Source organism: Streptomyces sp. AMJ-169 (assembly GCF_055597585.1).
The window spans coordinates 445,934-469,421 of sequence record NZ_JBVLTJ010000005.1; the positions used below are offsets into that span (position 1 = coordinate 445,934).

Annotated in this window: 23 protein-coding genes; 7 read left to right on the top strand and 16 right to left on the bottom strand. The window is 71.6% G+C overall.

Features of this window, described 5'->3' with window-relative positions:
* Window positions 1–102: 102 nt before the first annotated feature.
* Together ACYUD3_RS15285 and ACYUD3_RS15290 are read right to left on the bottom strand one after the other, a co-directional pair.
* Window positions 103–1,407, bottom strand: coding sequence for an MFS transporter (locus ACYUD3_RS15285; protein WP_470969393.1), 1,305 nt, complete (start codon window positions 1,405–1,407; stop codon window positions 103–105).
* Window positions 1,404–1,997, bottom strand: coding sequence for a winged helix-turn-helix domain-containing protein (locus tag ACYUD3_RS15290; RefSeq protein WP_470969395.1), 594 nt, complete (start codon window positions 1,995–1,997; stop codon window positions 1,404–1,406). Before ACYUD3_RS15290 ends, ACYUD3_RS15285 begins: the two co-directional genes overlap by 4 nt.
* Before the next feature lie 86 nt (window positions 1,998–2,083).
* On the opposite strand from ACYUD3_RS15290, the gene ACYUD3_RS15295 reads away from it, so the two are divergent.
* Entirely contained in the window at window positions 2,084–2,767 is a 684-nt protein-coding gene (locus ACYUD3_RS15295; protein WP_470969398.1) for a class I SAM-dependent methyltransferase, read from the top strand.
* A 27-nt stretch (window positions 2,768–2,794) separates the two neighbouring features.
* Here the strand turns inward: ACYUD3_RS15295 and ACYUD3_RS15300 are convergent, their stop codons facing one another.
* From ACYUD3_RS15300 to ACYUD3_RS15315, 4 genes are all read right to left on the bottom strand, one after another.
* Window positions 2,795–4,453, bottom strand: coding sequence for a DEAD/DEAH box helicase (locus ACYUD3_RS15300; RefSeq protein ID WP_470969400.1), 1,659 nt, complete (start codon window positions 4,451–4,453; stop codon window positions 2,795–2,797).
* A gap of 86 nt (window positions 4,454–4,539) precedes the next feature.
* Complete coding sequence (locus tag ACYUD3_RS15305; protein WP_007502648.1) at window positions 4,540–4,743, bottom strand: cold-shock protein; 204 nt, start codon at window positions 4,741–4,743, stop codon at window positions 4,540–4,542.
* Window positions 4,744–4,952: 209 nt separating this feature from the next.
* On the bottom strand, window positions 4,953–5,426 hold the full coding sequence (locus ACYUD3_RS15310) for a low molecular weight protein-tyrosine-phosphatase (protein ID WP_470969403.1): 474 nt from the start codon (window positions 5,424–5,426) through the stop codon (window positions 4,953–4,955).
* Window positions 5,396–6,298 (bottom strand): ASCH domain-containing protein, encoded by a 903-nt coding sequence (locus tag ACYUD3_RS15315; RefSeq protein ID WP_470969405.1) that lies wholly within the window; start codon window positions 6,296–6,298, stop codon window positions 5,396–5,398. The genes ACYUD3_RS15310 and ACYUD3_RS15315 overlap by 31 nt, the downstream gene beginning before the upstream one ends.
* 76 nt (window positions 6,299–6,374) lie before the next feature.
* Here ACYUD3_RS15315 and ACYUD3_RS15320 point away from each other — a divergent pair, with 76 nt between their 5' ends.
* Window positions 6,375–6,734: a hypothetical protein gene (locus ACYUD3_RS15320; protein ID WP_470969408.1), complete on the top strand. Its 360-nt coding sequence runs from the start codon at window positions 6,375–6,377 to the stop codon at window positions 6,732–6,734.
* 54 nt (window positions 6,735–6,788) lie between these two features.
* Here the strand turns inward: ACYUD3_RS15320 and ACYUD3_RS15325 are convergent, their stop codons facing one another.
* From ACYUD3_RS15325 to ACYUD3_RS15340, 4 genes are all read right to left on the bottom strand, one after another.
* Entirely contained in the window at window positions 6,789–7,364 is a 576-nt protein-coding gene (locus ACYUD3_RS15325) for an AAA family ATPase (RefSeq protein ID WP_470969411.1), read from the bottom strand.
* Window positions 7,361–8,284, bottom strand: a complete 924-nt coding sequence (locus tag ACYUD3_RS15330) for a hypothetical protein (protein WP_470969413.1) — start codon at window positions 8,282–8,284, stop codon at window positions 7,361–7,363. The genes ACYUD3_RS15325 and ACYUD3_RS15330 overlap by 4 nt, the downstream gene beginning before the upstream one ends.
* A 174-nt stretch (window positions 8,285–8,458) precedes the next feature.
* Window positions 8,459–8,671: a DUF397 domain-containing protein gene (locus ACYUD3_RS15335; RefSeq protein ID WP_470969416.1), complete on the bottom strand. Its 213-nt coding sequence runs from the start codon at window positions 8,669–8,671 to the stop codon at window positions 8,459–8,461.
* A gap of 13 nt (window positions 8,672–8,684) precedes the next feature.
* Window positions 8,685–9,551, bottom strand: coding sequence for a helix-turn-helix domain-containing protein (locus ACYUD3_RS15340; RefSeq protein WP_470969419.1), 867 nt, complete (start codon window positions 9,549–9,551; stop codon window positions 8,685–8,687).
* 459 nt (window positions 9,552–10,010) lie between these two features.
* Between ACYUD3_RS15340 and ACYUD3_RS15345 the strand changes: the two genes are divergently transcribed.
* Window positions 10,011–10,490: a hypothetical protein gene (locus ACYUD3_RS15345; RefSeq protein ID WP_470969422.1), complete on the top strand. Its 480-nt coding sequence runs from the start codon at window positions 10,011–10,013 to the stop codon at window positions 10,488–10,490.
* A gap of 11 nt (window positions 10,491–10,501) precedes the next feature.
* Here ACYUD3_RS15345 and ACYUD3_RS15350 read toward each other — a convergent pair whose 3' ends face one another.
* From ACYUD3_RS15350 to ACYUD3_RS15365, 4 genes are all read right to left on the bottom strand, one after another.
* Entirely contained in the window at window positions 10,502–11,593 is a 1,092-nt protein-coding gene (locus ACYUD3_RS15350; RefSeq protein WP_470969425.1) for a hypothetical protein, read from the bottom strand.
* Window positions 11,594–11,630: 37 nt separating this feature from the next.
* Window positions 11,631–12,569: an N-acetylneuraminate synthase family protein gene (locus ACYUD3_RS15355; protein ID WP_470969427.1), complete on the bottom strand. Its 939-nt coding sequence runs from the start codon at window positions 12,567–12,569 to the stop codon at window positions 11,631–11,633.
* A gap of 103 nt (window positions 12,570–12,672) precedes the next feature.
* On the bottom strand, window positions 12,673–13,965 hold the full coding sequence (locus ACYUD3_RS15360) for a cytidylyltransferase domain-containing protein (RefSeq protein WP_470969430.1): 1,293 nt from the start codon (window positions 13,963–13,965) through the stop codon (window positions 12,673–12,675).
* A gap of 280 nt (window positions 13,966–14,245) precedes the next feature.
* Complete coding sequence (locus tag ACYUD3_RS15365; RefSeq protein ID WP_470969433.1) at window positions 14,246–15,550, bottom strand: DUF6716 putative glycosyltransferase; 1,305 nt, start codon at window positions 15,548–15,550, stop codon at window positions 14,246–14,248.
* Window positions 15,551–15,748: 198 nt separating this feature from the next.
* Here ACYUD3_RS15365 and ACYUD3_RS15370 point away from each other — a divergent pair, with 198 nt between their 5' ends.
* The 3 genes from ACYUD3_RS15370 to ACYUD3_RS15380 all read left to right on the top strand — a co-directional run bounded on the left by ACYUD3_RS15370 (window position 15,749) and on the right by ACYUD3_RS15380 (window position 19,285).
* Window positions 15,749–16,741 carry a glycosyltransferase family 2 protein gene (locus ACYUD3_RS15370; protein WP_470969436.1) on the top strand — a complete coding sequence of 331 codons (993 nt, stop codon included), beginning with the start codon at window positions 15,749–15,751 and terminating at the stop codon, window positions 16,739–16,741.
* Window positions 16,741–18,057, top strand: coding sequence for an alpha-2,8-polysialyltransferase family protein (locus ACYUD3_RS15375; protein WP_470969439.1), 1,317 nt, complete (start codon window positions 16,741–16,743; stop codon window positions 18,055–18,057). The genes ACYUD3_RS15370 and ACYUD3_RS15375 overlap by 1 nt, the downstream gene beginning before the upstream one ends.
* A gap of 106 nt (window positions 18,058–18,163) precedes the next feature.
* The gene (locus ACYUD3_RS15380; RefSeq protein ID WP_470969442.1) at window positions 18,164–19,285 is read left to right on the top strand and encodes an acyltransferase family protein; all 1,122 of its coding nucleotides are present in this window, start codon (window positions 18,164–18,166) and stop codon (window positions 19,283–19,285) included.
* A 59-nt stretch (window positions 19,286–19,344) separates the two neighbouring features.
* On the opposite strand, the gene ACYUD3_RS15385 is transcribed toward ACYUD3_RS15380, so the two are convergent.
* Window positions 19,345–19,995, bottom strand: coding sequence for a TetR/AcrR family transcriptional regulator C-terminal domain-containing protein (locus ACYUD3_RS15385; RefSeq protein WP_470969445.1), 651 nt, complete (start codon window positions 19,993–19,995; stop codon window positions 19,345–19,347).
* Between the two features lie 87 nt (window positions 19,996–20,082).
* On the opposite strand from ACYUD3_RS15385, the gene ACYUD3_RS15390 reads away from it, so the two are divergent.
* A complete protein-coding gene (locus tag ACYUD3_RS15390) occupies window positions 20,083–21,447 on the top strand; it encodes an FAD-dependent oxidoreductase (RefSeq protein ID WP_470969448.1) in 1,365 nt (454 codons plus the stop codon).
* A 93-nt stretch (window positions 21,448–21,540) separates the two neighbouring features.
* Here ACYUD3_RS15390 and leuE read toward each other — a convergent pair whose 3' ends face one another.
* Window positions 21,541–22,194 carry a leucine efflux protein LeuE gene (gene leuE, locus ACYUD3_RS15395; protein WP_470969451.1) on the bottom strand — a complete coding sequence of 218 codons (654 nt, stop codon included), beginning with the start codon at window positions 22,192–22,194 and terminating at the stop codon, window positions 21,541–21,543.
* Window positions 22,195–23,488: the final 1,294 nt, after the last annotated feature.

Below are 23,488 nucleotides of genomic sequence, written 5' to 3' on the forward strand. Positions count from 1 at the left end.
ATGGCCGGCAGGTCGGATGGGTAAACTCGCCCGCTCGTACGAGGGGTGCCGCCGAGAACGATCGCGATACCCGCCCGGGGTTCCCCCGGCCCCCAACCCTTATCACGCCCCGCTTGCGACCCGCTTGCCCTGTCCATCAGACGGAACCTGTGGTTGGGGGGTGGCTTTGGGTGACGGGTGGGGTGTGCGGGCCCAGAGGAGGGCGGCGGCCAGCAGGGCGCAGATCGGGAGCAGCCAGGGGGCGGGCCCGGTGTGCGGGAGCGCGCCGACGATCAGCCCCGTGACGGCGGCGGTGAGCTGGAGGGCGAGGGACTGGAGGGAGAGGGCCGTGGCGCGGGTGTGGTCGGGGACGCGGTGGTGGAGGAGGTCGTTGAGGTGGGGGGAGGCGAGGCCGAGGGCGAGGTAGAAGAGGGCGTAGCCGAGGACGGCGACGGCGCCCGGGAGGGTGAGCAGGGTGAGGGCGAGGGCGGTGCAGGCGAGGCCGGCCGCGATGGCGCGGGGGCCGCTCTTCTTCATACGGGCGGCGACGGTGCTGCCGAGGGCGGAGCAGAGGAATCCGGCGGTGGCGAGGCCCGCGTAGACGACGGCGCCGGATTCGGAGGTGCCGGTGAGTTCGGCGGCCCGGCCGGGGGTGAGCAGCTCGATCACCGCGAGCCCGGCGCCCGCGGCGGCGGCGCTGAGCAGCACTTTCCGTACCGGTACGTCCCGTGCGGCGAGCCGTAGTCCGCCGCTGACGGTGCCGGGGATGCCCCGCAGCACCACGCGCGGTGAGACGCGCGGCCGGGACGGCTCCCGCAGGGCGGTCAGCGAGTGGGCGGTGAAGGCGAGGGCGAGGAGGGCGCCGAGGAGGAGCGGCAGGGCGAGGGGGACGACGAGTCCGCCGGTGGCCGCGCCGACGCGGGGGCTGTCGAACAGCCAGGGCAGCGCGCCGCCCAGCAGGGTGCCGGCGGCGAGGGCGGCCGAGGAGGCGGCGGCGCCCCGGGCGATACCGGTACGCAGCTCGGCGCCCGCTCCCTGACGAGCGCGGACGGCGTCGACGTACCAGGCTTCGGCGGGCCCGCTGGAGAGCGCGCGGGCGGAGCCCATGAGGGCCATGCCGGCGGCGAGAAGAAGGGGGTCGGTGCCGAGGGCCACGAGGAGGAGCGCCGCACACAGCAGCGCCCCGGCGACACCGAGCACCCCTCGCCGCCCCAGCACGTCGGAGAGCCCACCGGTGGGCAGCTCCAGAGCGGCGGCGGTGAGGGAGTGCGCGGCGAAGGCGGCGGAGATCGCGGCGGGGGTGAGTCCGCGCTCGGTGAGAAGGAGGATGAGGGGAGCGGTGGAGAGGCCCAGGGGGAGCCAGAAGAGGGTGGTGTTGGTGACGTAGGCGCGGCGGACGGCGAGGGGCGTTGTCGCTGCGCCGCTCATCCCTCCTCCCCCTCAGCCCGAGGCAAGCCCGCCAGGATCACGGCGACCGCGCGAGCCCGGGGGTCGGTCGCGTCACGGGTCGTCAGTTCGGTCAGTTTCCGCTCGAAGGCCCGGGTCAGTTCCGTCAGGGACTCGGGGGTGAGGCGGGGCATCAGGTCCAGGACCCCGGCGCCCTCGATCCACTCCTCGCCCAACAGGCCTGCGGCCAGGTCGCTTTCGTAGCGGCGGACCGAGGCCGCGAGGTGTTCGGCCTGGAGCCTGCGGGACATGCCGACGAACGCCTGGCCCGCCGGATCGCCCTCCATGGCCTCGTTGTCCCAGGACGTGACCAGGTGCGCCGCCTTCCAGCGTCGCTCACGGCCGTCCCGGTGCGTGGCCTCCTCGATGAACGCGTGCTTGGCGAGCACCCGCAGGTGATAGCTGGCGGACGCGGACGACTCCCCCGTCCGCAGGGCCAGTTCACTGGCGGTCGCCGGGCCGAACTGCCGCAGCAGGCCCAGGAGTCGGATACGCAGGGGATGCGTGAGTGCCTTCAGTGCCTCGGCGTCCCGGCCGGGATCGAGGACACGCCGCTGTTCGTCGCTGACCATGCGGGGAGCGTAGGCGAACAGACCCACTCTGCAAAATAGTTTTTGGAAAACTTCTTCGGGAAAGCCCGCACCGATAAGGTCGCGGCGTGACGGAAGCGGACTTCATACGCAGTACCCGGGACTCGTACGACGCGATCGCCGAGGCCTACACCGCGCAGCTGCCGAGCGGGCTCGGGGAGCGGGTCGTGGATCGTGGGCTGGTGGGTGCCTTCGCGGAGTTGGTGAGAGGCAGGGGGACCGAGCCGGTCGCGGACGTCGGGAGCGGGCCGGGGGACGTGACCGCGCACCTCGCCTCGCTCGGCCTCCCCGTGTTCGGCGTCGACCTCTCCCCCGTGATGGTCGGCATCGCCCGCCGGCGCCACCCCGGACTCCGGTTCCACGTAGGGTCGATGACCGGACTGGGGCTGCCGGACCGCACCCTCGGGGGCGTCTTCTCCCTGTTCAGCATCATGCACGTACCGGACGATCAACTGCCCGTCGTCTTCGGGGAGTTCGAGCGCGTACTGGCCCCCGGCGGCTATCTGCTCCTCGGGTTCCCGCTCGACCACACCAGCCCCCGGCTGCGGGTCACCGAACGTTTCGGGCAGCAGATCGCGCTGGACTACCACTGGCGCACCCCGGGCCTGGTCTCCGGCCTCCTGACCAAGGCGGGCCTGACCATCCAGGCGCACGCCGTCCTGGCCCCGCCGGAGGGCTCCCACCGTGAGTGCGCCTACCTGCTGGCCCGCAAGGCGCCGGAGGAACAGGAAAGGGAGGGTACGGCGACGTAGATCGCGCGCACCCTCCCCTCAACCGTTTTACGCGGCCGGCTTGGTCGGCCTCCGCCGCGGACGCCCCGTGGAACCGGCCGCCGAACCCGTACCCTTCACCGGATTCTGCGCCCGCCCCTTGCCACCGCCGGAGCCGCCGGCCCCTTCACCCCGGGCCGGAGCGGCTCCCGTACGCCGCCCTCCGCGCCCACCGGCCGGAGCGGCGCCGCCCTCCGCGGGCCGCCTGCTCCTCGTACCCCGCCCGGAGCCCGAGCCGGTGCCGGAAGCGGAGCCGGTGCCCGCCGCGGTCTCCGTACCGCCCCCGCCGCCGCCCCGGCGCCGCGACGGACGCCGGCCGGAGCCGCCGTTGCCGGTGCCCCGCCCGGTGCGGGGCGCCTGTGCCTGCTGGGGCACCTCGATGACCACGGCCTCCCCGGACGGCTCGCGCGCCCCGGTCAGCGTCGTCAGCTCCGCGTCCCCGGACGTCATCCGCGCCGTGCGCGGCCGGATCCCGGCGTCCGACATCAGCCGGCTGACCTCGCGCTTCTGCTCGGGCAGCACCAGCGTGACCACCCGGCCCGAGCTGCCGGCGCGGGCGGTGCGGCCACCCCGGTGGAGGTAGTCCTTGTGGTCGGTCGGCGGATCGACGTTGACGACGAGGTCGAGGTCGTCGATGTGCAGTCCGCGCGCCGCGACGTTCGTCGCCACCAGCGCCGTGACCTGCCCGTTCTTGAACTGCTCCAGCGTGCGGGTGCGCTGCGGCTGGGAGCGTCCGCCGTGCAGGGCCGCCGCGCGGACGCCGACGGCGAGGAGCCGCTTGGCGAGGCGGTCGGCGGAGCGCTTGGTGTCGAGGAAGAGGATCACGCGGCCGTCACGGGCGGCGATCTTCGTCGTGACGGCCTTCTTGTCGGTGTCGTCCGCGAGGTGCAGGACGTGGTGCTCCATGGTGGTGACCGCGCCGGCCGACGGGTCGACGGAGTGCACGACCGGGTCGTCGAGGAACCGCTCGACGAGGCGGTCGATGTTGCGGTCCAGGGTCGCCGAGAAGAGCAGCCGCTGACCGTCGGGGCGCACCTGCTGGATCAGCTTGGTGATCTGCGGCATGAAGCCCATGTCGGTCATCTGGTCGGCCTCGTCGAGGACCGTGATCGCGACGTCGCCCAGCACGCAGTCCCCGCGCTCCACGAGGTCGTTGAGGCGGCCGGGGCTCGCTACGACGATCTCCGCGCCGCGCCGCAGCACGTCGGCCTGGCGGGTGATGGAGAGGCCGCCCACGACGGTGGCGAGGCGGAGGTTGACGGCGGTCGCGTAGGGCGTGAGCGCGTCGGTGACCTGCTGGGCCAGTTCGCGGGTCGGGACCAGGACGAGCGCGAGGGGCGCCTTGGGCTGGGCCCGCTTGCCCGCCGTACGGGCCAGCATCGCGAGGCCGAAGGCGAGGGTCTTGCCGGAGCCGGTGCGGCCCCGGCCGAGGAGGTCGCGGCCGGCGAGGGAGTTCGGGAGGGTCGCGGCCTGGATCGGGAAGGGAGTGGTCACGCCCTGCGCGGTGAGGGTCTTCAGCAGTCCGGAGGGCAGGTCCAGGGAGGCGAAGTCGTCCACGGCGGGGAGGGCGGGGGTCTTGCTCTCCGGCAGGCGGAACTCACCTGAAGGAGCAGTGGACTTGGGGGACGACGGGGTACGCCGGCTTGCCCTCTGGGGTCTGCGGGACATGACGATCAGCCTTCCTGGGAACAGCACAAACCGGGGTCCACACCGTGACGGTGTGGACCCCGGTGAGTGGATGACGCGTCCGGCGATCAGGCGGGGACGATGTTCTCCGCCTGCGGGCCCTTCTGGCCCTGCGTGACGTCGAAGGAGACCCGCTGGCCCTCCTGGAGCTCACGGAAGCCCTGCGTCGCGATGTTCGAGTAGTGGGCGAAGACGTCAGGGCCGCCGCCGTCCTGCTCGATGAAGCCGAAGCCCTTTTCCGAGTTGAACCACTTCACGGTTCCCTGTGCCATGACTTTCTCCTTCTGTAGGCATATGGGCCCCATCCGGAGATGCCGGAAAACAAAATATGCGCCAGCAGGAGGAACATTCCCGTCAGGCGCACATAGGTTCATGGGTACCACAACTGCAACGTGGAAACCTTAACACGGCTTCCGGGGGGTTGGGAAACGCAGCCCCGGCCTGGTCCGGCCGGGTACCGCCCTTCGATGTGCCCGGTGTTCTATGTGCGGGTCAGGTGCCGGTCGGCGCCGGCTTCCACGGTCTTCAGGCAGACCGTGAACGCCTCGGCGGGCTGCTGCCAGGGGTCGGGGACGTCCTGGCCGTCGAGGTAGAGCCGCAGTTTCGCCGTGCTGGTGCCGTCAGTGAGGTCGCGCAGGGCGTCCAGAACGGCGGTGTCCATGGCGAGGACAGTGTCCGCCCAGGTGAGGAGACCGGGGCTGACCTGGATGCCGCGGTGGCCGCTCAGGTCGTAGCCGTGCCGGGCGGCGACCTCAGCCATGAGCGGGTGGGCGCCTTCGCCGATGTGCCAGGCACGGACGGCGGCGGCCCGGGTCCGGACCGCGGGGCCGCCTCGACGGGCGAGGACGGCGGCAGCGAGCGGGGCTCGGCAGTGGCCGCCTTTGCAGACCGTCAGTATCCGGTGCGGGCGCGGGCCCGTCGGGGTCAGATCTTCTCGATCTCGATGGCCAGGCATCCCAAGGCTTCCTTCTCCGGGGGGAAGATCTCGCGGATGGCCCGCAGCTGCTCGGCGGGGGTGACAGCCGGGTTGATCGCGGCGGGGTTCTCGCGGGTGAACATCACGTCGAAGTCGTCGTAGCGGGTGACCCGCTTGACCTGGGTGAGGGTGGCTTCGTCGCGGCAGGTGAAGCGGATCCGGTCGCCCGCCTTGATGCGGAGCATGGAGGAGTAGGCGACACGGACCTCGATCGTCTTGGAGCCGTCGGCGATCAGGTCGTAGTAGCGCTTGTAGATCGGCATGTCGCGGGTGCGTGTGGTGGTGGCGAGGTCGGCTGGACGGGCGGCCATGAGACGTCCTGACTCGTGAGCGGTAAAGGACCGGAAGAAGTGTTTGGGATCGGTCAGCAGGAGGCCGGCCAACCACAGCAGGGCGTCGACGTACTGGTCGGTGGTGCCGGGCCAGTCAGTGGTGGCGAGCATCCACGGCTCGACGCCGGGGTCGGTGCCGGCGGTGCCGGCCTGGCGTATGAGGGACTTGGAGAGCTTGCCACCGGTGGCGGAGAGGACCTGCGGGGTGAAGATCCGCAGCGGCATGACGCCGGCCGGGGTGCCCAGTGCGGCCAGCACCCCGTCGACCAGCTGGCAGCCGAACGCCCAGTCGCCGCCCTTGAGCATCACGTGCAGGGTGCCGGTGTCCCGGGTGAACGCGCGCTCCTTGACGACGTTGCGGTACAGGGTGGCGAGGTCGAGATAGCCACCGCTGTCGACGGGATCGACGCACAGCTCGTAGTCGCCGTGGTCGTGGCAGACCGCGGTGAAGATCGCGCCATCGTCGTCCAGGCGGACCAGTCGAGTGCGTTCGGCACGTTTCTCCGCCCATCCGCACATCGGGCAGGGCAGGCGGGTGTGGACGACGCCGGTGGACGGGTTGAGCCACCAGCGCAGGTCGTCCAGGACCTCCAGGGTGCGCAGACTCGAAGAAGGGCTGGTAGTAGCCGCTCACCAGGTCGGCGATGCCGTCCTTGCCGAGGGCGTGGAAGTAGGTCTGCTGGTAGGCGTGGTGGGTCTCCGGGTCGAGGGTGATGTCGTAGGGGGCGTTGTCCAGGGCCGAGAAGCGGACCGCGGTGTCGAGGCGGAAGACGCGGCGGGCCTGCCGGGCGAGGAGGAAGGCGGAGGTCTGGACGAAGTTGGTGCCAAGGTGCGGTGCGCCGTTGATCTGCGTGCCGACGACGAACTCGATCCGGGCCGGGCGCATGGCCTTGACCCGGGGACGGATCATGTCGACGGTCCGCAGCAGAGCGTTCGCGAGGACGCTGTTCGGTGAGACCAGGGCCGGTGCTGTGTGCTCGGGCATCGCGATGCTTCTCCTTGCATGTCCCTACATGGCCGGCAGGCGGAGGTTGGCGCGGATGAAGTCCAGGCGGGCGGCGGCGTCGTCGGCGGGGACGAAGACGGGCTCGTAGCCGGCGTCGTAGTAACCCTGGACGATCAGTTCATGGACCCGGCGGATCTCGCGGTCCTTGGCGAAGACGACGTCCGACTCGTCCTCGAACGTGGACAGGGGGTCCAGGACGAATACGGTGTCGTAGCGGTAGATGCGGGTGGCCTCCTCCAGCTCCGGGTACGGGGAGAGGCCGAAGAAGGCGTCCCAGCCATAGCCGTCGGGAATGCCCCGGTTGTAGAACCGCACCCCGGCCTTGTGCATGCTGTACTCGTCCACGAAAGCGTGCAGAACCTCGCGGGAGTACTCCCGGCGGTCGCCCACCTCCAGGTGCCGGCCGAGCCGCTCGCGGTGGCGGCGGTAGATCTCCCGGGCCGGTTCGCCCCGCGTCGCGGGAAGACCGGCCCGCCGGAGGGCTTCGAAGACGGCTTCTTTACCGGCGGACGGGCCGCCGGTGATGACGTGGCGCCGGGCCGGGCCCGTCGCGGCAGGGCTGTCGTGCGGCGTGCTCATAAGGTCTTCTCCTTCTCTCCGGGTCCGCTGATCAGCGCGGACCGCCAGGCGGCCAGCAGTTCACCACCGTCGGCCGCGTCCACGGCGCGCAGGAACGGGGAAACACCGGCTGCCTGTGCGGCGTCCGCGACCAGCACCGTCCAGGCGGCCGGCAGCCTCGGGCTCCAGCCCGCCAGCCCCGCCAGATCCGCCGGGGCGGCGGTGCCGTCCGGCAACAGGGCTCCGCCGTACGCGGCGCGGTAGCGGCGCACCTGCGCCTGCAACTGCCCGTACCGCCACAGCGCGGCGTCCGCGGCGGCACCCGCCCCGCTCTTGTCGCCCATCGACACCAGCCGCTCCACCGCGAGGAGTTCGGCCCGCAGCGCGTACACACCCGCCCACAGCCGCGTCAGGGCCTCCTCGTGCTCGACCGCCTCCCACGCGAACGGATCGCTGGGCAGCAGCCGACGCCGGGTGCCGGGACGGACCGGCGGCGGGCTCGCCCACGGGCGGACCTGCGCGGCGGCGTCCCGCACCAGGGCCTGCGCGAGGACGGCGAGGATCTGCGGCTCGATCCGCTTGCGGAAGTGGTGCGCCTCCTTGCCCGCCAGCCGGGCCGCGACCGCCCGCCTGCCGGTCAGGTTCTCCCCCGGCGGAGCGGGCGGCAGGCCGAACAGCGCCTGCGCCGCCGCACGCAGCGGCTCCGGCTCCAACCGGGCCAGCACCCGCCGCAGCACCCGGTCCAGGGCCTCCACCCGGACGGCCGGCCCGCTCTCACCACCGGCCTGCGCGGTGACGCTCGCCAGCGCGGACAGCCGGGGCACCTCCAGACCCACGTCCAGCGGCAGACCCTTGCGGACCCCCGCCTTCAGCTCCCCGGCCAGCTCCGCGATGTCACGCGCCGCCAGGAGCGCGGACCGCTGCTGCGCAACCGTCGTCATGGTCGGTGACCACCCCGTTCCTCGGCGTGAGGAACCCAGTGAAGCACCGGCACCCAGAGCTTGCCCACTCAAGTGCCCAGAAAATACCCAGCTTTGTCGGCTGCAACTGCTCTTCCGCACGACAGAGCCCCGACCGCATCGTTCCAAGCGGTCGGGGCTCCGGCGAGAAGGGGATCAGGCGGACGGGAGTTCGTTCCGCCTCACCGCGGCGACGAGAGACGTCCAGGATGCGGCGGGGAAGACGAAGGCACCCCGGGAACGGTCCTTGGAGTCGCCCACGGCCACGCGCGCGCCGCCTACTCGCTGGTATTCGACGCACTGCCCGTTGGTGTCACCGCTGTACGACGACTTCGTCCACCGGTCTGCCGGGAGGTTGTGCCGCATCATCAGAAAGTGCCTCTTACTTCGCCTCAAGGTCCCGCGCGAGCTGCGAGATCAGGTCCAGGGACTGTCGAGACGATAGAGCGGCCGCGCGCACTTGGTCAAAGGCCCTGTGGTATCGCTCGACAGAGTCATCTTCCTCAAGGTAGAGGGCCCCGTCGAGGTAATCGACGCCTACGACGTCCAACGCCATCTGGTCCGGGTACGAATAGATCGTGAACGACCCTTCCAGACCCACATAGCCGCCTTGCACGTACGGAACCACCTGTACAGAGATTCCAGGGTGCTCCGACACTTCAATCAGCTTCCGGAGCTGCCCCGCCATGACTTGGGGGCCGCCGACCTCGTGATGAAGCACCGCCTCGTCGAGTATGCACAGGTACTGCGGTGGTTCAGGTCGCTCGAAGATGCCCTGCCGTTCCATCCTGACCGGGACTTCGGACTGAATCCCCTCTTCCGCCCCGTGCTTGCTGGTGCTGCGGATGATCGCTTCCGCGTACGCGTTCGTCTGGAGAAGCCCAGGGACGACCAGGGCCTGGAACGCGTAAATCCGTACGGCGTCCCACTCCAGCGCCAACCGCTCCTGCAAGTCCGGCCGCAGAAAGTCCCCGTACTGCTGCCACCACCCCTTCCGCTTGGCCTCGCGGGCCAGCGTCAGCAGTGCCGTCTTGAGCTTCTCGTCCTCCACACCGAACAGATCGAGCAACGCCTTGATCTCCAGCGGCCGGACGCCCTGACGGCCGTTCTCGATCCGCGAGATCTTGGTCTTGTCGCCGTCGATGTGCTCTCCGGCGTCGTCCATGCCGACGCCGGCCGCCTCACGCAGGCGTTTCAGCTCTGCTCCAAGCCGGCGCCGCCGCACTGTTGGCCTTAGGTGTGCTGACATTTCCACCCCTCTGCCGCGTATGACGGCGCCAGTATGCCGCACATCACCCACTCCAAGTCCCCGCATATGCCAGATCAATTTTCCAACCTCCTTTAGCTCCAACATTGCAGCAGAATGGGTTGCACTCCGTCTGTGACTTGGGGCAGCCTGTTGCGCACGACAAGGTCGGGTCAACTCAACTCACCTTCACGCAACGCACGTTCGACGTGCCTGAGCTGCGGCGAGTGGTCTGGAGGCGGCATGGCAAGGTCCGCACGACAAGAGGTGCACCGGGTGCGGCGGGCCGTCGGATGAGCGGGGTCGTGCCGTACATCACCGCCCGCTCGGGAGAAGCCGGCATCCCGCTCTCCGCCCTCCGCGTCGCCCCCGGCCCGGACGACGGCCGGCCCCGGCTCGGACGACGGCCGGCCCCGGCTCGGTTACCGGGCCGAGGTCGAGGGCGACCGTGATCTGCGGGGTGTGCTGTGGGCGCGGTACAGCCAGTCGCTCGGGGCGGACGGGCTGCCGTCCGGCGATCCGCTGTGGCGGATGGTCCACCCGGCCCGGCAACGGGAGTGCATGCAACGGATGTTGTGCCAGGTCTGCGCCGGACCGGCGCGTACGGACGGCGGGTTCGTCTTCCTCACCCGCCCCGGCGAGCTGCGGCCGGACGGCACCTCGACTCTCACCGCCCAGCCCCCGGTCTGCCCCCGGCACGCCCGCACGGCCGCGGCGCTCTGCCCGCACCTCCAAGGCCGCCCCGACTTCCTCCTCGTACGCAGCGCACGGCTGTACGGAGTCATCGGTACGTCGTACCGGTACGGCGAGGACGGCATCCGAGCCGCCGTGTACAGCCCCGACTCACTGTCGTACGGGCATCCCGGCCTGCGCTGGTATCTCGCCTCGCAGCTGGTGCGGCGGCTGAGTTCGTTCCGGGTGGTCGGGCCGGCGGAGCTGTAGGGCTCGTACGCCTATACGGCACTCACCGCCGCCAGCCGGTGCACGTCCCGCGCGGTCCCCGTGACCCCCGAGAGGAAGCCCTGGGCGCGCGGCGAGGCATGGGTGGTGAGCCAGTCGGGGTCGATGTCGCAGACGGTGACGCGGACGCCCGTCCCGGCCAGCGCCAGGGGCAGGGTGTGGACGACCGTCGAGGGGAAGCTGAGGATCGTCCCGCCGATCGGGCCCCTGCGGGCGATCAGCTCCAGGGGGAGTTCGGGGCGGACGATCTCCAGGCCCGTCTCGGTCGCGAGGCGGTGGAGTTTGTCGGTGCTCTCGCGGCGGTGGGCGAAGTAGCGGGCCACGCCGTGGGCCTTGGCGAGGGTGCGGACGGCCTCCAGGTAGCGGTCCGCGTCGACGACGCCCGTCTCCACCAGGGAGGTGCCGACGAGGTCGGCGCCCTTGGTGACGCGGGGCGGCCCGAAGCGCTCGCGGGTCCAGGCGAAGCCGTTCGCCGTGACCTCCACGGCGTCGGGGGCGTCCTCGATGGGCATCGCGGAGAACACCTCGACGCGGCGGCCCTTGGCGGGGGTCAGCCGGCGGCGGGCGGCGGAGGACACCGGGGCGAACAGCAGGTCCCGGGGGCCCGGCCGGCCGCCCTTGCGGTGCCAGCGCACGAGGCGCTCGCCGCGCGCCAGCTGGCCGACGAACTCCATGGTCGCGGTGCCGTCGTCGACGACGACCAGCTCGGGCGCCTTGGTGATCGTCAGCAGCAGCTGGACGTAGCGGGAGAAGGGGTCGCCCATGACGACCCTGCCCGCGCGGTGCAGCAGTCCGGTGAGGCCGCCTATGGTGCGGAAGGGCGCCGCCGTCCCGCCCCGCGCCTCCTCCCAGCGGACCGTGTGGCCTTCCTCACGGGCTAGCTCGGCCATGCGGCGCAGCTGGCCGCGGGTCATGGGGTCGGTGGGGGCGAGGACGACGAGGGTGAGCCCGGCGCCGGGCTCCTCGGCCGGCCTGAGGCCGTGGGCGTGCGCCCACTCCAGTACGTTCAGCAGCTGTACCGGGCTCTCGACGAACGCGAGCGTGGGCGGCGTCCCGGGGGCGGGGCCGGCGGCGCGGGGGCTCATCCTCGTACGACCTATCCCTCGTGGTGGGGCTTCGGGCTCAGACGGAGACCGGCTCGCCCGCCGCGGCGGCGATCTCCGCCTCGGCGACGACGCCGGTGACGCGGCGCAGCTTCTTCATGGGGCCGAGCTCGGAGTCGTAGACCTTCTTGACGCCGTCGCCGAGGGAGGCCTCGATGGTGCGGATGTCGCGGACGAGGCGCGTGAGGCCCTGGGGCTCGACGGAGGCAGCCTGGTCGGAGCCCCACATGGCGCGGTCGAGGGTGATGTGGCGTTCGATGAAGGTGGCGCCGAGGGCGACGGCGGCCAGGGTGGTCTGGAGGCCCGTCTCGTGGCCGGAGTAGCCGATCGGGACGTTCGGGTACTCGTCCTGGAGGGTGTTGATGACGCGGAGGTTCAGCTCGTCCGCCTTCGCCGGGTAGGTCGAAGTGGCGTGGCAGAGAAGGATGTTGTCGGAGCCGAGGACCTCGACGGCGTGGCGGATCTGCTTCGGCGTCGACATGCCGGAGGACAGGATGACGGTGCGGCCGGTGGAGCGCAGGGCGCGCAGCAGCTCGTCGTCGGTGAGGGAGGCGGAGGCGACCTTGTGGGCGGGGACGTCGAACTTCTCCAGGAAGGCGACGGCCTCGGTGTCCCACGGGGAGGCGAACCAGTCGATCCCCTTCTCCTTGCAGTGCTCGTCGATCTGGCGGTACTCGTCCTCGCCGAACTCCACGCGGTGGCGGTAGTCGATGTACGTCATGCGGCCCCAGGGGGTGTCGCGCTCGATGTCCCACTGGTCGCGCGGGGTGCAGATCTCCGGCGTGCGCTTCTGGAACTTCACGGCGTCGCAGCCGGCCTCGGCGGCCACGTCGATCAGCTTGAAGGCGTTGTCGAGGTCGCCGTTGTGGTTGATGCCGATCTCGCCGCAGATGTAGACGGGCCGACCGGGCCCGGCCTCACGCGAACCAAAGCTACGCAGACGGGAGTTGGTGCTCATTGCGGGGAACTTCCTTACTGGGTGAGGGGGTGGGCGGTCTCGGGGGAGCGGGGTGCGTTCCCGCGTCGTCGGGTGCGGCGGCTCGGCGTGCTGCCGGATCGCCCTAGTACTGGACGTACGTGGGTGATTCGGCAGTGCGGCGAGGGGGCGTGCCGGGCGGCGCGGGGGCGTGCCCCGCTTCTCCGGGACCGCCCAGCGAGGGGCCGAGGAGCCAGCCGGCGATCTCGCGGATCGCGCCCTCGCCCCCGGGTACGGTCGTGACGGCGCGGGCCGAACCGCGCACCGTGTCATGGGCGTTGGCGACGGCGACGGGCCAGCCGACGAGGGCGAAGCAGGGGAGGTCGTTGACGTCGTTGCCGGCGTACAGGACGCGCTCGGGGGCGACGCCCTGTTCCTCGCACCACTGTTTGAGGGCGAGGTCCTTGCGGTCGATGCCGTGCAGGACGGGGATCTTCAGCTTGCGGGCGCGGGCGGCGACGACGGGGTTCTGCTCGGTGGACAGGATCAGCAGCTTCTTGCCGCTGCGGCGCAGCGCGGCGACCCCGAGCCCGTCGCCGCGGTGCACGGAGACGAACTCCCGCCCGTCCTGGTCGATCATGACCCGGTCGTCGGTCTGGGTGCCGTCGAAGTCGAGGACGACGGCGTCGACCTCGGCGCCGGTCGGCAGTCCGCCGGGCCGGTCGGCGTCGAAGAGGGGGGCCAGCGCGCGGGCGCGGGCGAGGTCATGGGGGTCGTCGACCTCCAGCACCCGCGCGGGGTCGGTGCGCACGAGTTCGGTGCGGCCGAAGAAGCGGTGGCTGTGGGTGCGGAAGCCGGCCGCGTCCATCGCGTAGGCGGCGCCGGTCTCCAGGAAGTCCTGGGGGCGGTCCTGCCGGCGCGGCCGGTACGCCTTGTCGTGGTTGACGCCGGTGCCGCTGCCGCTGTCCTCGCGCCACACGAACCCGTGGAAGGCGGCGACGGTGACGGCCGTGTCGGCGCCCTTGTCGACGACCGCCGAGGCGACCCCTTCGACGTCCTCGCGGGTGAGGAACGGGCTGGTGCACTGCACGAGGAGGACGACGTCGACGGGCGCGCCGTGGGTGGCCTCGTGGGCGTCCATGGCGTGCAGCACGGCCGCCTCGGAGGTGGCGGTGTCCCCGGCGATGACGGCGGGCCTCAGCACGGTCTCGGCGCCGGCCGCACGGGCGGCGGCGGCGATCGCCTGGTCGTCGGTGGAGACCACGACGTGCGTGACGCCGCGGGCGGCGAGGCATTCGCGCACGGCCCGGGCGACGAGGGGGACGCCGCCGACGGGCGCGAGGTTCTTGGCGGGCACGCCCTTGGAGCCGCCCCGCGCGGGGATCACAGCAAGCACGCGACGGGGCGAACTGCCGGTGTTCTCCTGGGGGTTGGTCATGGGGTGGGCTCCTTGGAGGGGGGCGTCGGGGGGAAGTCGGGGCGGGCGGCGACGGTGGCTCCCAGACGGGCGGCCTCTGCGGCGGCCCTTCCGGGGCGGGCGGCTGCGGTGGCTCCCGGGCGGGCGGTCTCTGCGGCAGCGCCTCCGGGGCGGGCGGTCTCTGCGGCAGCGCCTCCGGGGCGGGCGGTCTCTGCGGCAGCTCCTCCGGGGCGGGCGGCCTCTGCGGCAGCTCCCCGCCCACCCGCCGCACCCTCAACTCGGCTGCCACCGGAGGCCGTTCTCACAGTTCCCCCATCCGCCGGATGACCGGCGCCACCCGCTGCACCCCGTGCCGGTACGCCCCCCGGGCCGCCCGTCGCACGATCTGCCGGACCGGGCCCGGTGCCTTGTCGGCGGCCGGGGCTCCGGGCAGGGGGCTGCCGTCGGGGGCGAGGTGGTGGCGGGCGAGGATGCCGGGGAGGTAGCCGGGGGCCGTGGCCGGCGTGTAGTAGGGGGCCAGCGGCGGGAGTTGGGGCTGGTCGAGCAGCTTCGTGATGCGCTCGCGCGCCGCGTCGAACGCGCTCTCGTACGCCCCGCCGACGGCGACACCCTGCCGGGACACCCACTCCTCGTCCGGCACCGGCCGGTGCCCCTCGTCGAGCTGGTCCCAGGAGGCGAGGCAGCCGGAGCCGACGAAGTGGTGGTTGCCGAGGGACTCGCGGATGCCGAGGTCGGTGAGGACGACGGTCGGGACCCGGCGGTGCAGGGACTCAAGCGCGGCGGTGGAGCTGACCGTGACCAACAGGTCGGTGCGGTCGAGGACTTCGCCCATGTTCCCGTACACGAGCCGGAAGTTGGGCGGCAGGTCCTGGCGCTGGGCCAGCTTCTGGTAGGGCAACTCCTCGATGTGCGTGGTGTGTTCGCCAGGCTTGGAGCGCAGCTTCAGCAACACCTCGCGGTCGGGGTGGAGTTGGGCGTGCTGGACGAGGCGGTCCAGCAGGTACGTGCGGTCCTTGCGGGTCTCCGGGACCGAGGGCTGGGCGGCGAACACCACGGTGTACGGGGTGTGTTCGGCCGTGTAAGGGGTGCCGCCCAGGAAGGGGAGGGCGACTTCGGTCACCGAGGAGGAGTCGGCGCCGACGCCGTCGTAGACCTCTTTGAAACGGTCCGCGTCCTGGCGGGAGTTGGCGAGGACGAGGTCCGCGCCGTGGCGCAGGAGGAGGCCGTCGGCGAGCTTCTCGTAGACGACGCCCACGTAGCCGGTGACCACGACGGGGCGCTTTCCGGTGCCCCAGACGTGCCGCAGGCCGTGCAGCATGGCCTGGACGCCGCCGCCGACGAGGGAGAGGACGAGGAGGTCGTAGGGCCGCTCGCCCATCGTGCGCAGGAACTCGGCGGCGGTGACCTCGCGCAGGGAGTCCGCGGGGATGCCGACCTCGTCGAGCTGGCGGGCGGTGGGGGTGGCGCGGCCCCGCAGCAGGAAGCCGTCCAGAATGGGCTCGGTGGCGGGGGCGATCCTGCGCGCGGTCCGGGCGCCCCATTTCCATCGGGTGTCCGAGTCCGCGAGCACGGCGATCCGGAGCGGGGTCGTAGTACTTGCTGGCACGACGACGAGGCTAGGAAGGTAAATCCAGCCTCTCGCGAACCAAGAATCAACAAAAGGTGAACAGGAACCAGCCAAGGCGATAACCGGGCCCGGGAGCCACAGAAAGCAGACAGGATGCACTGCTTCGACACATCGAGTTCACCGCCTGGTCAACTACCGGAAAGAACTGCCGCCGGACAAGCTCCTACTGTTATCCGGGTGCCCAAGCTTTCCGTGATCGTGCCCTGCTACAACGTGCGGCAATACGCGCCGGACACGCTGCGAAGCCTTCATAGGAACGCGCGTGACGACTTCGAGTTCGTCCTGGTCGACGACAAATCGAAGGACGAGACTCCCGCGATTCTCGAACGCGCCGCGACAAGTCTCTCGAAGGTCGCCGACGTCCAGGTGATCCGCCACGAGGAGAACGGCGGTCTCGCCACCGCGCGCAACACCGGTCTGGACGCCGCGAAGGGCGAGTACCTGACCTTCCTGGACGGCGACGACTGGCTGGCGCCCGGCTATCTGGCCCAGCTGGTGGACTCGCTGGAGGCGCTGGGCTGCGATTTCGTCCGGGTCGACCACGTCCAGACGACGGCCCGCGCCCGCAGCCTCTTCCGCCACCCGCACGGGCTGCGGAACGTGGTGCTGAACCCGCGCGACTCGATCCTGCCGGCGGACCGCTCCACGTCGGTGGACTACCCGTACGCGTGGGCCGGCGCCTACCACCGCCGGCTGGTCGACAAGGGGCTGCTGCACTTCACGCACGGGCTGCGCACCGCCGAGGACCGGCCCTGGATCTGGAAGCTGCACCGCGAAGCGGAATCGTTTGCGGTCCTTAATCTGCACGGCGTGTTCTACCGCCGGGGCGTGGCCTCCTCGCTCACCCAGATCGGCGATGTCCGCCAGCTCGACTTCATCCGCGCCTTCGACCAGGTCATAGCGGAGACCGGGCAGGACCCGGACGCCGATCAGCTGCTGCCGAAGGCGGTGCGCACGTACTGCGCGATCATCGCCCACCACCTGTCGGAGACCGAGAAGTTCGAGCCCGCGGTGGCCCGGCAGCTGCGCGCGATGAGCGCCGCCGCGATCCAGCGGATGCCGCAGGACCTGCTGACGGACGTCCTGGACACGATGGACCTCCAACGCTCGGCGAAAATCAGGCGGTTGCGCCGCCGGCTCACCGCGAAGAACCCGGAGGCGGCAGCCTGATGTCCCGCACGACCCAGCTCTTCTGCGCCTCAACTCTGTACGGGGTGGCGACACTTGCCGCCGCGCTGGACGCGGGCGCCTTCGGGCCCGCCGACCGCCGGCTGCTGGTGGTCTGCAACAACGCGGCGATCCCCGAGACGGCGACGGCCCTGGACGACATGCCGGGCTTCGCGCCGCTGCGCGGCCGGTTCGACGGCGTCGTCTCCTGGAACGACGCCATCAGCCCCTTCCACCCGGGCACTTGGGCCCCGCGCCCCGACGACACCCCTTTGTTCGAGCGGTACTTCAGGCTGCTGTGGGACCTCGGCGACGACCGGGTCGAGATCGCCCTGGAGTCCATCCAGGTCAACCCGGCCCAGGCGATCGCCTCCGTCTTCACGGGCGCGCCCGTCGAGGTGTACGCGGACGGCCTGATGAGCTACGGCCCGACCCGCAACAAGATCGACCCGCTGACCGGCACCCGGGTGCGCCGCCTCCTGCACCTCGACCTCGTGCCGGGCCTGAAGCCGGTCCTGCTCACCGAGTTCGGCGTCCCGGCGGAGACGGTCCCCACGGCCGCGTTCCTGAAGGTGCTGGCCGAAGTCGCGGACACCGACGAGGAGTTGCCGACCCTGCCGCCCGACTCGGCGCTGCTGCTCGGCCAGTACCTCTCGGCGCTGGAGATCCTGACCCCGGACGAGGAGGAGCGCCTCCACGTCCGGATGCTGCGCGGCGCCGCCGCCAAGGGCCACCGCTCGGTCGTCTTCAAACCGCACCCCTCCGCCCCCGCGAGCTACGGCACCGCGCTCCAGGCCGAGGCGGCGGAGCTGGACGTCGAACTCACCGTCCTCGACACCCCCGTACTCGCCGAGGCACTGTTCGCGACCGCACATCCGGCACTGGTCGTCGGCTGCTTCTCGACGGCGCTGTTCACGGCGAAGGAGTTCTACGGCGTCCCCGTGGCCCGGGTCGGCACCGATCTGCTCCTGGAGCGGCTGATCCCGTACCAGAACAGCAACCGGGTCCCGGTGGTCCTCGCGGACGCGCTGCTGCCCGACCTGGAGGGCAAGGACACGGCCGTCGCGGTGGCCGAGCTGCTGCCGACGCTCGGATTCGTCATGCAGGCGCAGATCTATCCGCAGCTCAGGGGCGCGGCGGAGGAATACCTGAGGGGCAACCTGACCTCGCGTACGCAGCGGTATTTCCGGCGGCGCAGGCTCACCGCGCTCGGTCTTCCGGGCGGTATCCCGGCGCGGCTGGCATTCCTCCCGCACAATTCGACGGCCCGCCGGATGGTGCGGCGGGCGCGGGCGCTGAAGAAAGCCGTACAGCGCTGACCGTTTTCCCGGCGGCGGACCGGTTCGGTAAAGCAGTACCAAAGAGACCGATTTTCCCGGACATAAACAAAAGGTCACGGAACCATAAAGGGGATGGGGTGACGGTGTGACCGAGACGGTCGCGCCCACGGCGCAGACGGAACGGCCCGCGGGCGTGCGGCCGCCGCCGGGGAAGCAGCGGGCCGGCGGCCGGCTGCGCGCCCTCGACGGGCTGCGGCTGGTCGCCGCGCTGATGGTCGCCTGCTACCACTACGGGGGCCGCGGCGGCGACATCTCGAAGGCGTGGGGGACGTCCGCCGCGAAGCTGTTCCCGTCCCTGCACACGCCGTTCGCGTACGGCTGCCTCGGCGTCCAGATCTTCTTCGTGATCAGCGGTTTCGTGATCTGCATGAGCGGCTGGGGCCGCCCGCTGCGCGCGTTCTTCGCCTCCCGCACGGCCCGGCTGATGCCGGCGTACTGGGTCGCGGTGTTCCTGGTGACGGCCGTGTTCGCGCTGCCCGCGGTGGCGTACAAGCCGGTGTCGGTGAGCGACGCGCTGGTCAACATGACCCTGCTGCAACAGCCGCTCGGCGTGGACCGGGTGCTGGGCGTCGACTGGACGCTGTGGGCGGAGATCCGCTTCTACGCGCTGTTCGCGCTGTGCGTCGTCCTGCCCGGGGTGACCCGGCGCCGGGTCATCCTGTTCAGCTCCTGCTGGGCGCTGGCGGCGGCGATCGCGCAGGGCGCGAGGATGCCGCTGCTGGAGATCACGCTGATGCCCGAGTACGCGCCGTTCTTCATCGGCGGCATGGGCCTGTACCTGCTGCACCGCGACCGGCGGGACTCCTACGCGTGGGGCATCGTCGGCGTCAGCTTCCTCATCGGGCAGCACTACGCGGTGAAGTCCCTGGAGAACGTGGGCGATCCGCACGCGTTCGCGCACCGCACCTCGGCCGGCATCATCCTCGTCGTCGCGCTCGGCTACCTCGCCGTCCTCGCGATCGCGCTGGGCTGGCTGCGGTGGGCCAACTGGCGGTGGCTGACGGTCGCGGGGGCGCTGACGTATCCGTTCTACCTGGTGCACGAGCATCTGGGATGGGTCGTGGTGGAGGTGCTGCACCGGCGGCTGGGGGTGCCGGCGTACGGGACGTTCGCGCTGACCGTCGTGGGGATGCTGGGGCTGGCGTGGGTGATCAACAAGGGGGTCGAGGAGCGGGTGACGCCGAGGCTGCGGAAGGCGTTGAGTTAGGGAAGGTCTTGAGCGGGGCGCGCCTCTTCCGGGGGCGCGCCCCTTCTTTTTCGCCCGGTCTAGGCGACCCCGTACCGCGCCGCCACCCCCGCGATGACCAGTTCGAGCCCCTCCAGGAAGTGGGCGTCGTAGTCGGTGAACATCTCGGCGCCCGCCGCCGCCGCGAGCGGGAAGTCGGCGACGCGGCGGGCGCGTTCCTCGATGTCGTAGCCCTCGCGGCGCTCGCCCGGCAGCGGCTGGACGCCCTGTTCCTCGACGACGAAGCCGATCGTGTAGACGTACGAGGTGGTGTACGCCCGGACGGCCTGGGGGAGGGTGAAGCCAGCCGCGGTGAAGAGGCGGAGGTTCTCCTCCATCATCGGGGCGTGCCCGGTGCCGGTGAAGCGGGTGCCGCTGAAGACGCGGGCGCCGTCGCGGTGGGCGAGCAGGGCGGTGCGCAGGGCGAGGTTGCGCAGGCGCAGCCGGTCCTGCCAGCTCTCGGCGGGGTCGATGGTGAGGCCGGCCTCCATGCGCCGGTACATGACCGTCGCCATCTCGTCGAGCAGCTCCTGCTTGTCCTTGAAGTGCCAGTACAGCGCGGGCGCCTTGACGTCCAGCTCCTTGGCGATGAGGCGCAGGGTGAGCCCGTCCAGGCCCGTGTCGTTCAGGAGGTCCAGGGCGGTCTCCGCGACGCGGGTGCGGTCGAGGGGGGCGCGGCGTTCGGTGGTCACGGCAGACAGCTTGACACCTTAACGCTGTTAAGTGCACCCTCATAGGGAGCGGCACTTAACGCCGTTAAGGACTCTCTGGAGGCAGCCATGCACACGGACGTACTGATCATCGGGGCCGGCCCCACCGGCCTGACCCTCGCCATCGACCTGGCCCGGCGCGGCGTACCGGCGCTGGTCGTCGAACGCGGCCCGGCCCTCTCCCCCGGCTCCCGGGGCAAGGGCCTCCAGCCCCGGACGATGGAGGTCTTCGAGGACCTGGGCGTCCTGGACGAGATCCTCGCGGCCGGCGCCGAGTACCCCCCGACCATGACCTGGGAGAACGGCCGCCAGCTGGGCACGGGCACGATGTTCGACCCGTCCGGCCCCGCCGAGGAGGCCTCCCGCTTCACCCTCCCCTGGATGGTCCCGCAGTGGCGGACCCAGAAGATCCTCTACGACCGCCTGCTGGCCCTGGGCGGGCGAGTGCTGTTCGGCAAGGAGGCGGCGACGCTGACGCAGGACTCTTACGTAGAGGTGGGCTTCACGGACGGTACGACGATCCGCGCGCAGTACGCCGTCGCCGCCGACGGGGGCCGCTCGACCGTACGCCGCGCCCTGGGCGTCGCCATGAACGGCGGCGAGGCCCTGACCCCGGACCCGGTCCTGGTCGCCGACGTCCACGTCCCCGAACTCTCCCGCTCCCACTGGCACTTCTTCCAGTTCGAGGGCTGGCGCCCCGGCTTCCTCGCGCTCTGCCCGCTGGCCGGGACGGAGGAGTTCCAGCTGGTCACGTCGTACGACGAGGCGGAGGTCACGCTGGAGCGAGTGGGCGAACTCGTCGCGGAGCGTACGCATTTGAGCGCCTCGGACGTCACGGCGCTGTCCTGGTCGTCGGTCTTCCGGCCGCGCACGGGGCTCGCGGAGCGGTTCCGGGTGGGCCGGGTGTTCCTGGCCGGGGACGCGGCCCACGTCCACTCACCGGCCGGTGGGCAGGGCCTCAACACCAGTGTCCAGGACGCCTATAACCTCGGCTGGAAGCTGGGGGCTGTGCTGGCGGGGGCGGCCACGGATTCTCTGCTGGACACGTATGAGGAGGAGCGGCGGGCCAACGCGGCGCGGATGCTGGAGCTTTCGACGGCGATCCATCGGGGTGGGGCGCGGCGTGGGGGGTCCACTCGGCAACTCGGGGTGAATTACCGGGAGTCGACGCTGAGTGAGGAGACGCGGGCGGGGGAAGAGGGGCTGCGGGCCGGGGATCGGGTGCCGGAGATGGAGGTGGGTGGGGTGCGGGTGATGGAGCTGATCCAGGGGCCTGGGTGGACTGAACTCGTGCTGGAGGAGGGGGTGTTCCTTGTGCGGCCTGATGGGTATGTGGGGTGGGCGGGGACGGGGGAGCGGGTGGGGATGGCGGGGTATGTGGAGCGGGTGGGGGTGGGGCAGGTTGGGGTGGTGCAGGGGGTGTCGTATCGCTAGGTGACTGGGCGGCGCTCGGGGGGTCGTGTCGCTGGCGGTGCTCGCGGGTGTCGTACCGCTGAGTGTCTGGGCGGTGCTCGCGGGGTCGTGTCGCTAGGCGGCGCTCGCCAGGGAGAGTTTCAGGGCGAAGCCGAGGAACAGGGCGCCGGCGGCCGAAGTCGCGCCTGCGGCAAGGCGTTTGCGGCGGCGGAAGGCTGCCGCGAGCTTTGTGCCGCTGAAGATGAGGGCGCTGAGGTAGAGGAAGCTGGCGAGCTGGGCGAAGGTGCCCAGGACGACGAAGGAGAGCGCCGGGTAGGCGTAGGCCCGGTCCACGAACTGGACGAAGAAGGCGACGAAGAACAGGATCGCCTTGGGGTTGAAGAGGCTGACGACGAAGGCCCGCCGGAAGGGCCGTTCCTCGGCGGGCCCTTCGGCGGCACTCTGCACCGCAGCGTCCTCGCGCCGCGACCTCCACATCCCCCACGCCGCGCGCAGCATCCCGATCGCGAGCCAGCTCAGATATCCGGCGCCCGCGTATTTCACGATCCCGAACAGCACCGCGTTGCCCTGAAGCAGGGAGGCTACGCCGGCTGCGGAGAGGGTCATCAGCAACGTGTCACCACACCAGACGCCGGCGGCGGCCGTGTACCCGGCGCGTATCCCTCGGCGGGCGGCGACCGAGAGGACGTACAGGGAGTTGGGTCCGGGCAGGAGGACGATCAGGATGAGGCCGGTCAGGTAGGTGGGGAGGTCTATGACTCCGAACATGGGGTGAGTTTGTCATGGGGGGGGTGGGGGGGGGTCGCGGGATTGGGGGTGGGTGCGGGGGGCTGGGTTGGGCGGCTTGTACGGCTGGTGCGGTGGGCAGGGTTGGGCGGCTCGTACGGCTGGCGCGGCTCGCTGGGTTGCTGCGGCTGACGGGGCCAGCGCGGCTGACAGGGCCGGGCGGCTCGCTGGGCTGGTGCGGCTTACAGAGCTGCGCGGCTGGCAGGGCTGGGCGGCTCGTACGGCTGGCGCGGCTTGCTGGGTTGCTGCGGCGGACGGGGCCCGGTGGCTCGCAGGGGCTGCGGCTGCTGACAGAGCTGCGCGGCTGGCAGGGCTGACGCCGTTCGCTGGGCTGGCGCGGCTCGTGCGGCTCGCGTGGGGGGGGTGGGGATGCGGCGCGGGCGGGACCGGGGGAACGTGTCCCACCCGCGCCGGGTGCACGGAGCCGTAGGTACGGGGGGAACCCCGGCTCTGTGCGAGGGCCGATGACCAGTCGGCTCACTTGTTACTGCGTACGGCTTCCCGAAAATGTCACACCTGGGTGGGGGAGGGGGGAGGGGGCAGGTCAGAGGAGGTGCGTGCCGCAGCTACTTCGCCGTGAGAGGGGTCTCAGCCACCTGCTGCGTACGTTGCCCCTGGCCCCCGGACCCGCCGCCGTTCCCGCCGCCGGATCCCTGCCCTCCACCGGACCCGCCGGAGCCGGAGCCAGACCCGCCGGAGCCGGACCCGCTGCCCTGGCCGCCGCCCCAGGACCCCTTGTCCGCGCCGCCCCCGCTCCCATTGCCGCCGCCCCCGCCGGACCCCCCGCCCTGCTGGCCGCCCTTCCACCCCTCCTGATCGCCGCGCCCTCCGCCGGAGGACCCGCCGGACCCGTTGGACCCCCCGCCGGACCCGCCCGAGTTTCCGCCCCAACTCCCCCCGGAACCCCAGCCGTTGCCGCCCTTCCCGCCCCCCTTGCCCGGCGTCCCCGCACCGTCGCCCTTCCCCCCGGCGCCCCCCTTGAGCACCTCGGCGCAGTACGCGCCGACCTTCCCCGCTCCCCCGGCAACCCCCTCCAGCGCCCGCTGAAGATCCGCGTCCAGCACCCGCCCCTGGGCCAGCTGACGGCACGCGGAGAACGCTCCGCCCGCGACGTCCTGCCCACCGTCCCCCGCACTCCCGGCCACCCCGGCCCCTCCGTCCACCCCGGAACCGGGCACGGAAGCATCCCCGGACCCCTCCCCGACACCCCCGGTGCCCCCGACCCCACCCCGCCCCTGCCCGTCCCCGGACGGCGAGGGCACGGCCGGCGCCAGCC

Excerpts from the sequence above, each read along its gene's own strand:
- ACYUD3_RS15355 (WP_470969427.1), bottom strand. The coding sequence starts at position 12,569 with ATGAGCACCAACTCCCGTCTGCGTAGCTTTGGTTCGCGTGAGGCCGGG.
- ACYUD3_RS15360 (WP_470969430.1), bottom strand. The coding sequence starts at position 13,965 with ATGACCAACCCCCAGGAGAACACCGGCAGTTCGCCCCGTCGCGTGCTT.
- ACYUD3_RS15315 (WP_470969405.1), bottom strand. The coding sequence starts at position 6,298 with ATGTGCGGATGGGCGGAGAAACGTGCCGAACGCACTCGACTGGTCCGC.
- ACYUD3_RS15375 (WP_470969439.1), top strand. The coding sequence starts at position 16,741 with ATGTCCCGCACGACCCAGCTCTTCTGCGCCTCAACTCTGTACGGGGTG.
- ACYUD3_RS15390 (WP_470969448.1), top strand. The coding sequence starts at position 20,083 with ATGCACACGGACGTACTGATCATCGGGGCCGGCCCCACCGGCCTGACC.
- ACYUD3_RS15335 (WP_470969416.1), bottom strand. The coding sequence starts at position 8,671 with ATGATGCGGCACAACCTCCCGGCAGACCGGTGGACGAAGTCGTCGTAC.
- leuE (WP_470969451.1), bottom strand. The coding sequence starts at position 22,194 with ATGTTCGGAGTCATAGACCTCCCCACCTACCTGACCGGCCTCATCCTG.
- ACYUD3_RS15350 (WP_470969425.1), bottom strand. The coding sequence starts at position 11,593 with ATGAGCCCCCGCGCCGCCGGCCCCGCCCCCGGGACGCCGCCCACGCTC.
- ACYUD3_RS15285 (WP_470969393.1), bottom strand. The coding sequence starts at position 1,407 with ATGAGCGGCGCAGCGACAACGCCCCTCGCCGTCCGCCGCGCCTACGTC.
- ACYUD3_RS15340 (WP_470969419.1), bottom strand. The coding sequence starts at position 9,551 with ATGTCAGCACACCTAAGGCCAACAGTGCGGCGGCGCCGGCTTGGAGCA.
- ACYUD3_RS15290 (WP_470969395.1), bottom strand. The coding sequence starts at position 1,997 with ATGGTCAGCGACGAACAGCGGCGTGTCCTCGATCCCGGCCGGGACGCC.
- ACYUD3_RS15330 (WP_470969413.1), bottom strand. The coding sequence starts at position 8,284 with ATGACGACGGTTGCGCAGCAGCGGTCCGCGCTCCTGGCGGCGCGTGAC.
- ACYUD3_RS15300 (WP_470969400.1), bottom strand. The coding sequence starts at position 4,453 with ATGTCCCGCAGACCCCAGAGGGCAAGCCGGCGTACCCCGTCGTCCCCC.
- ACYUD3_RS15305 (WP_007502648.1), bottom strand. The coding sequence starts at position 4,743 with ATGGCACAGGGAACCGTGAAGTGGTTCAACTCGGAAAAGGGCTTCGGC.
- ACYUD3_RS15310 (WP_470969403.1), bottom strand. The coding sequence starts at position 5,426 with ATGCCTGGCCATCGAGATCGAGAAGATCTGACCCCGACGGGCCCGCGC.
- ACYUD3_RS15325 (WP_470969411.1), bottom strand. The coding sequence starts at position 7,364 with ATGAGCACGCCGCACGACAGCCCTGCCGCGACGGGCCCGGCCCGGCGC.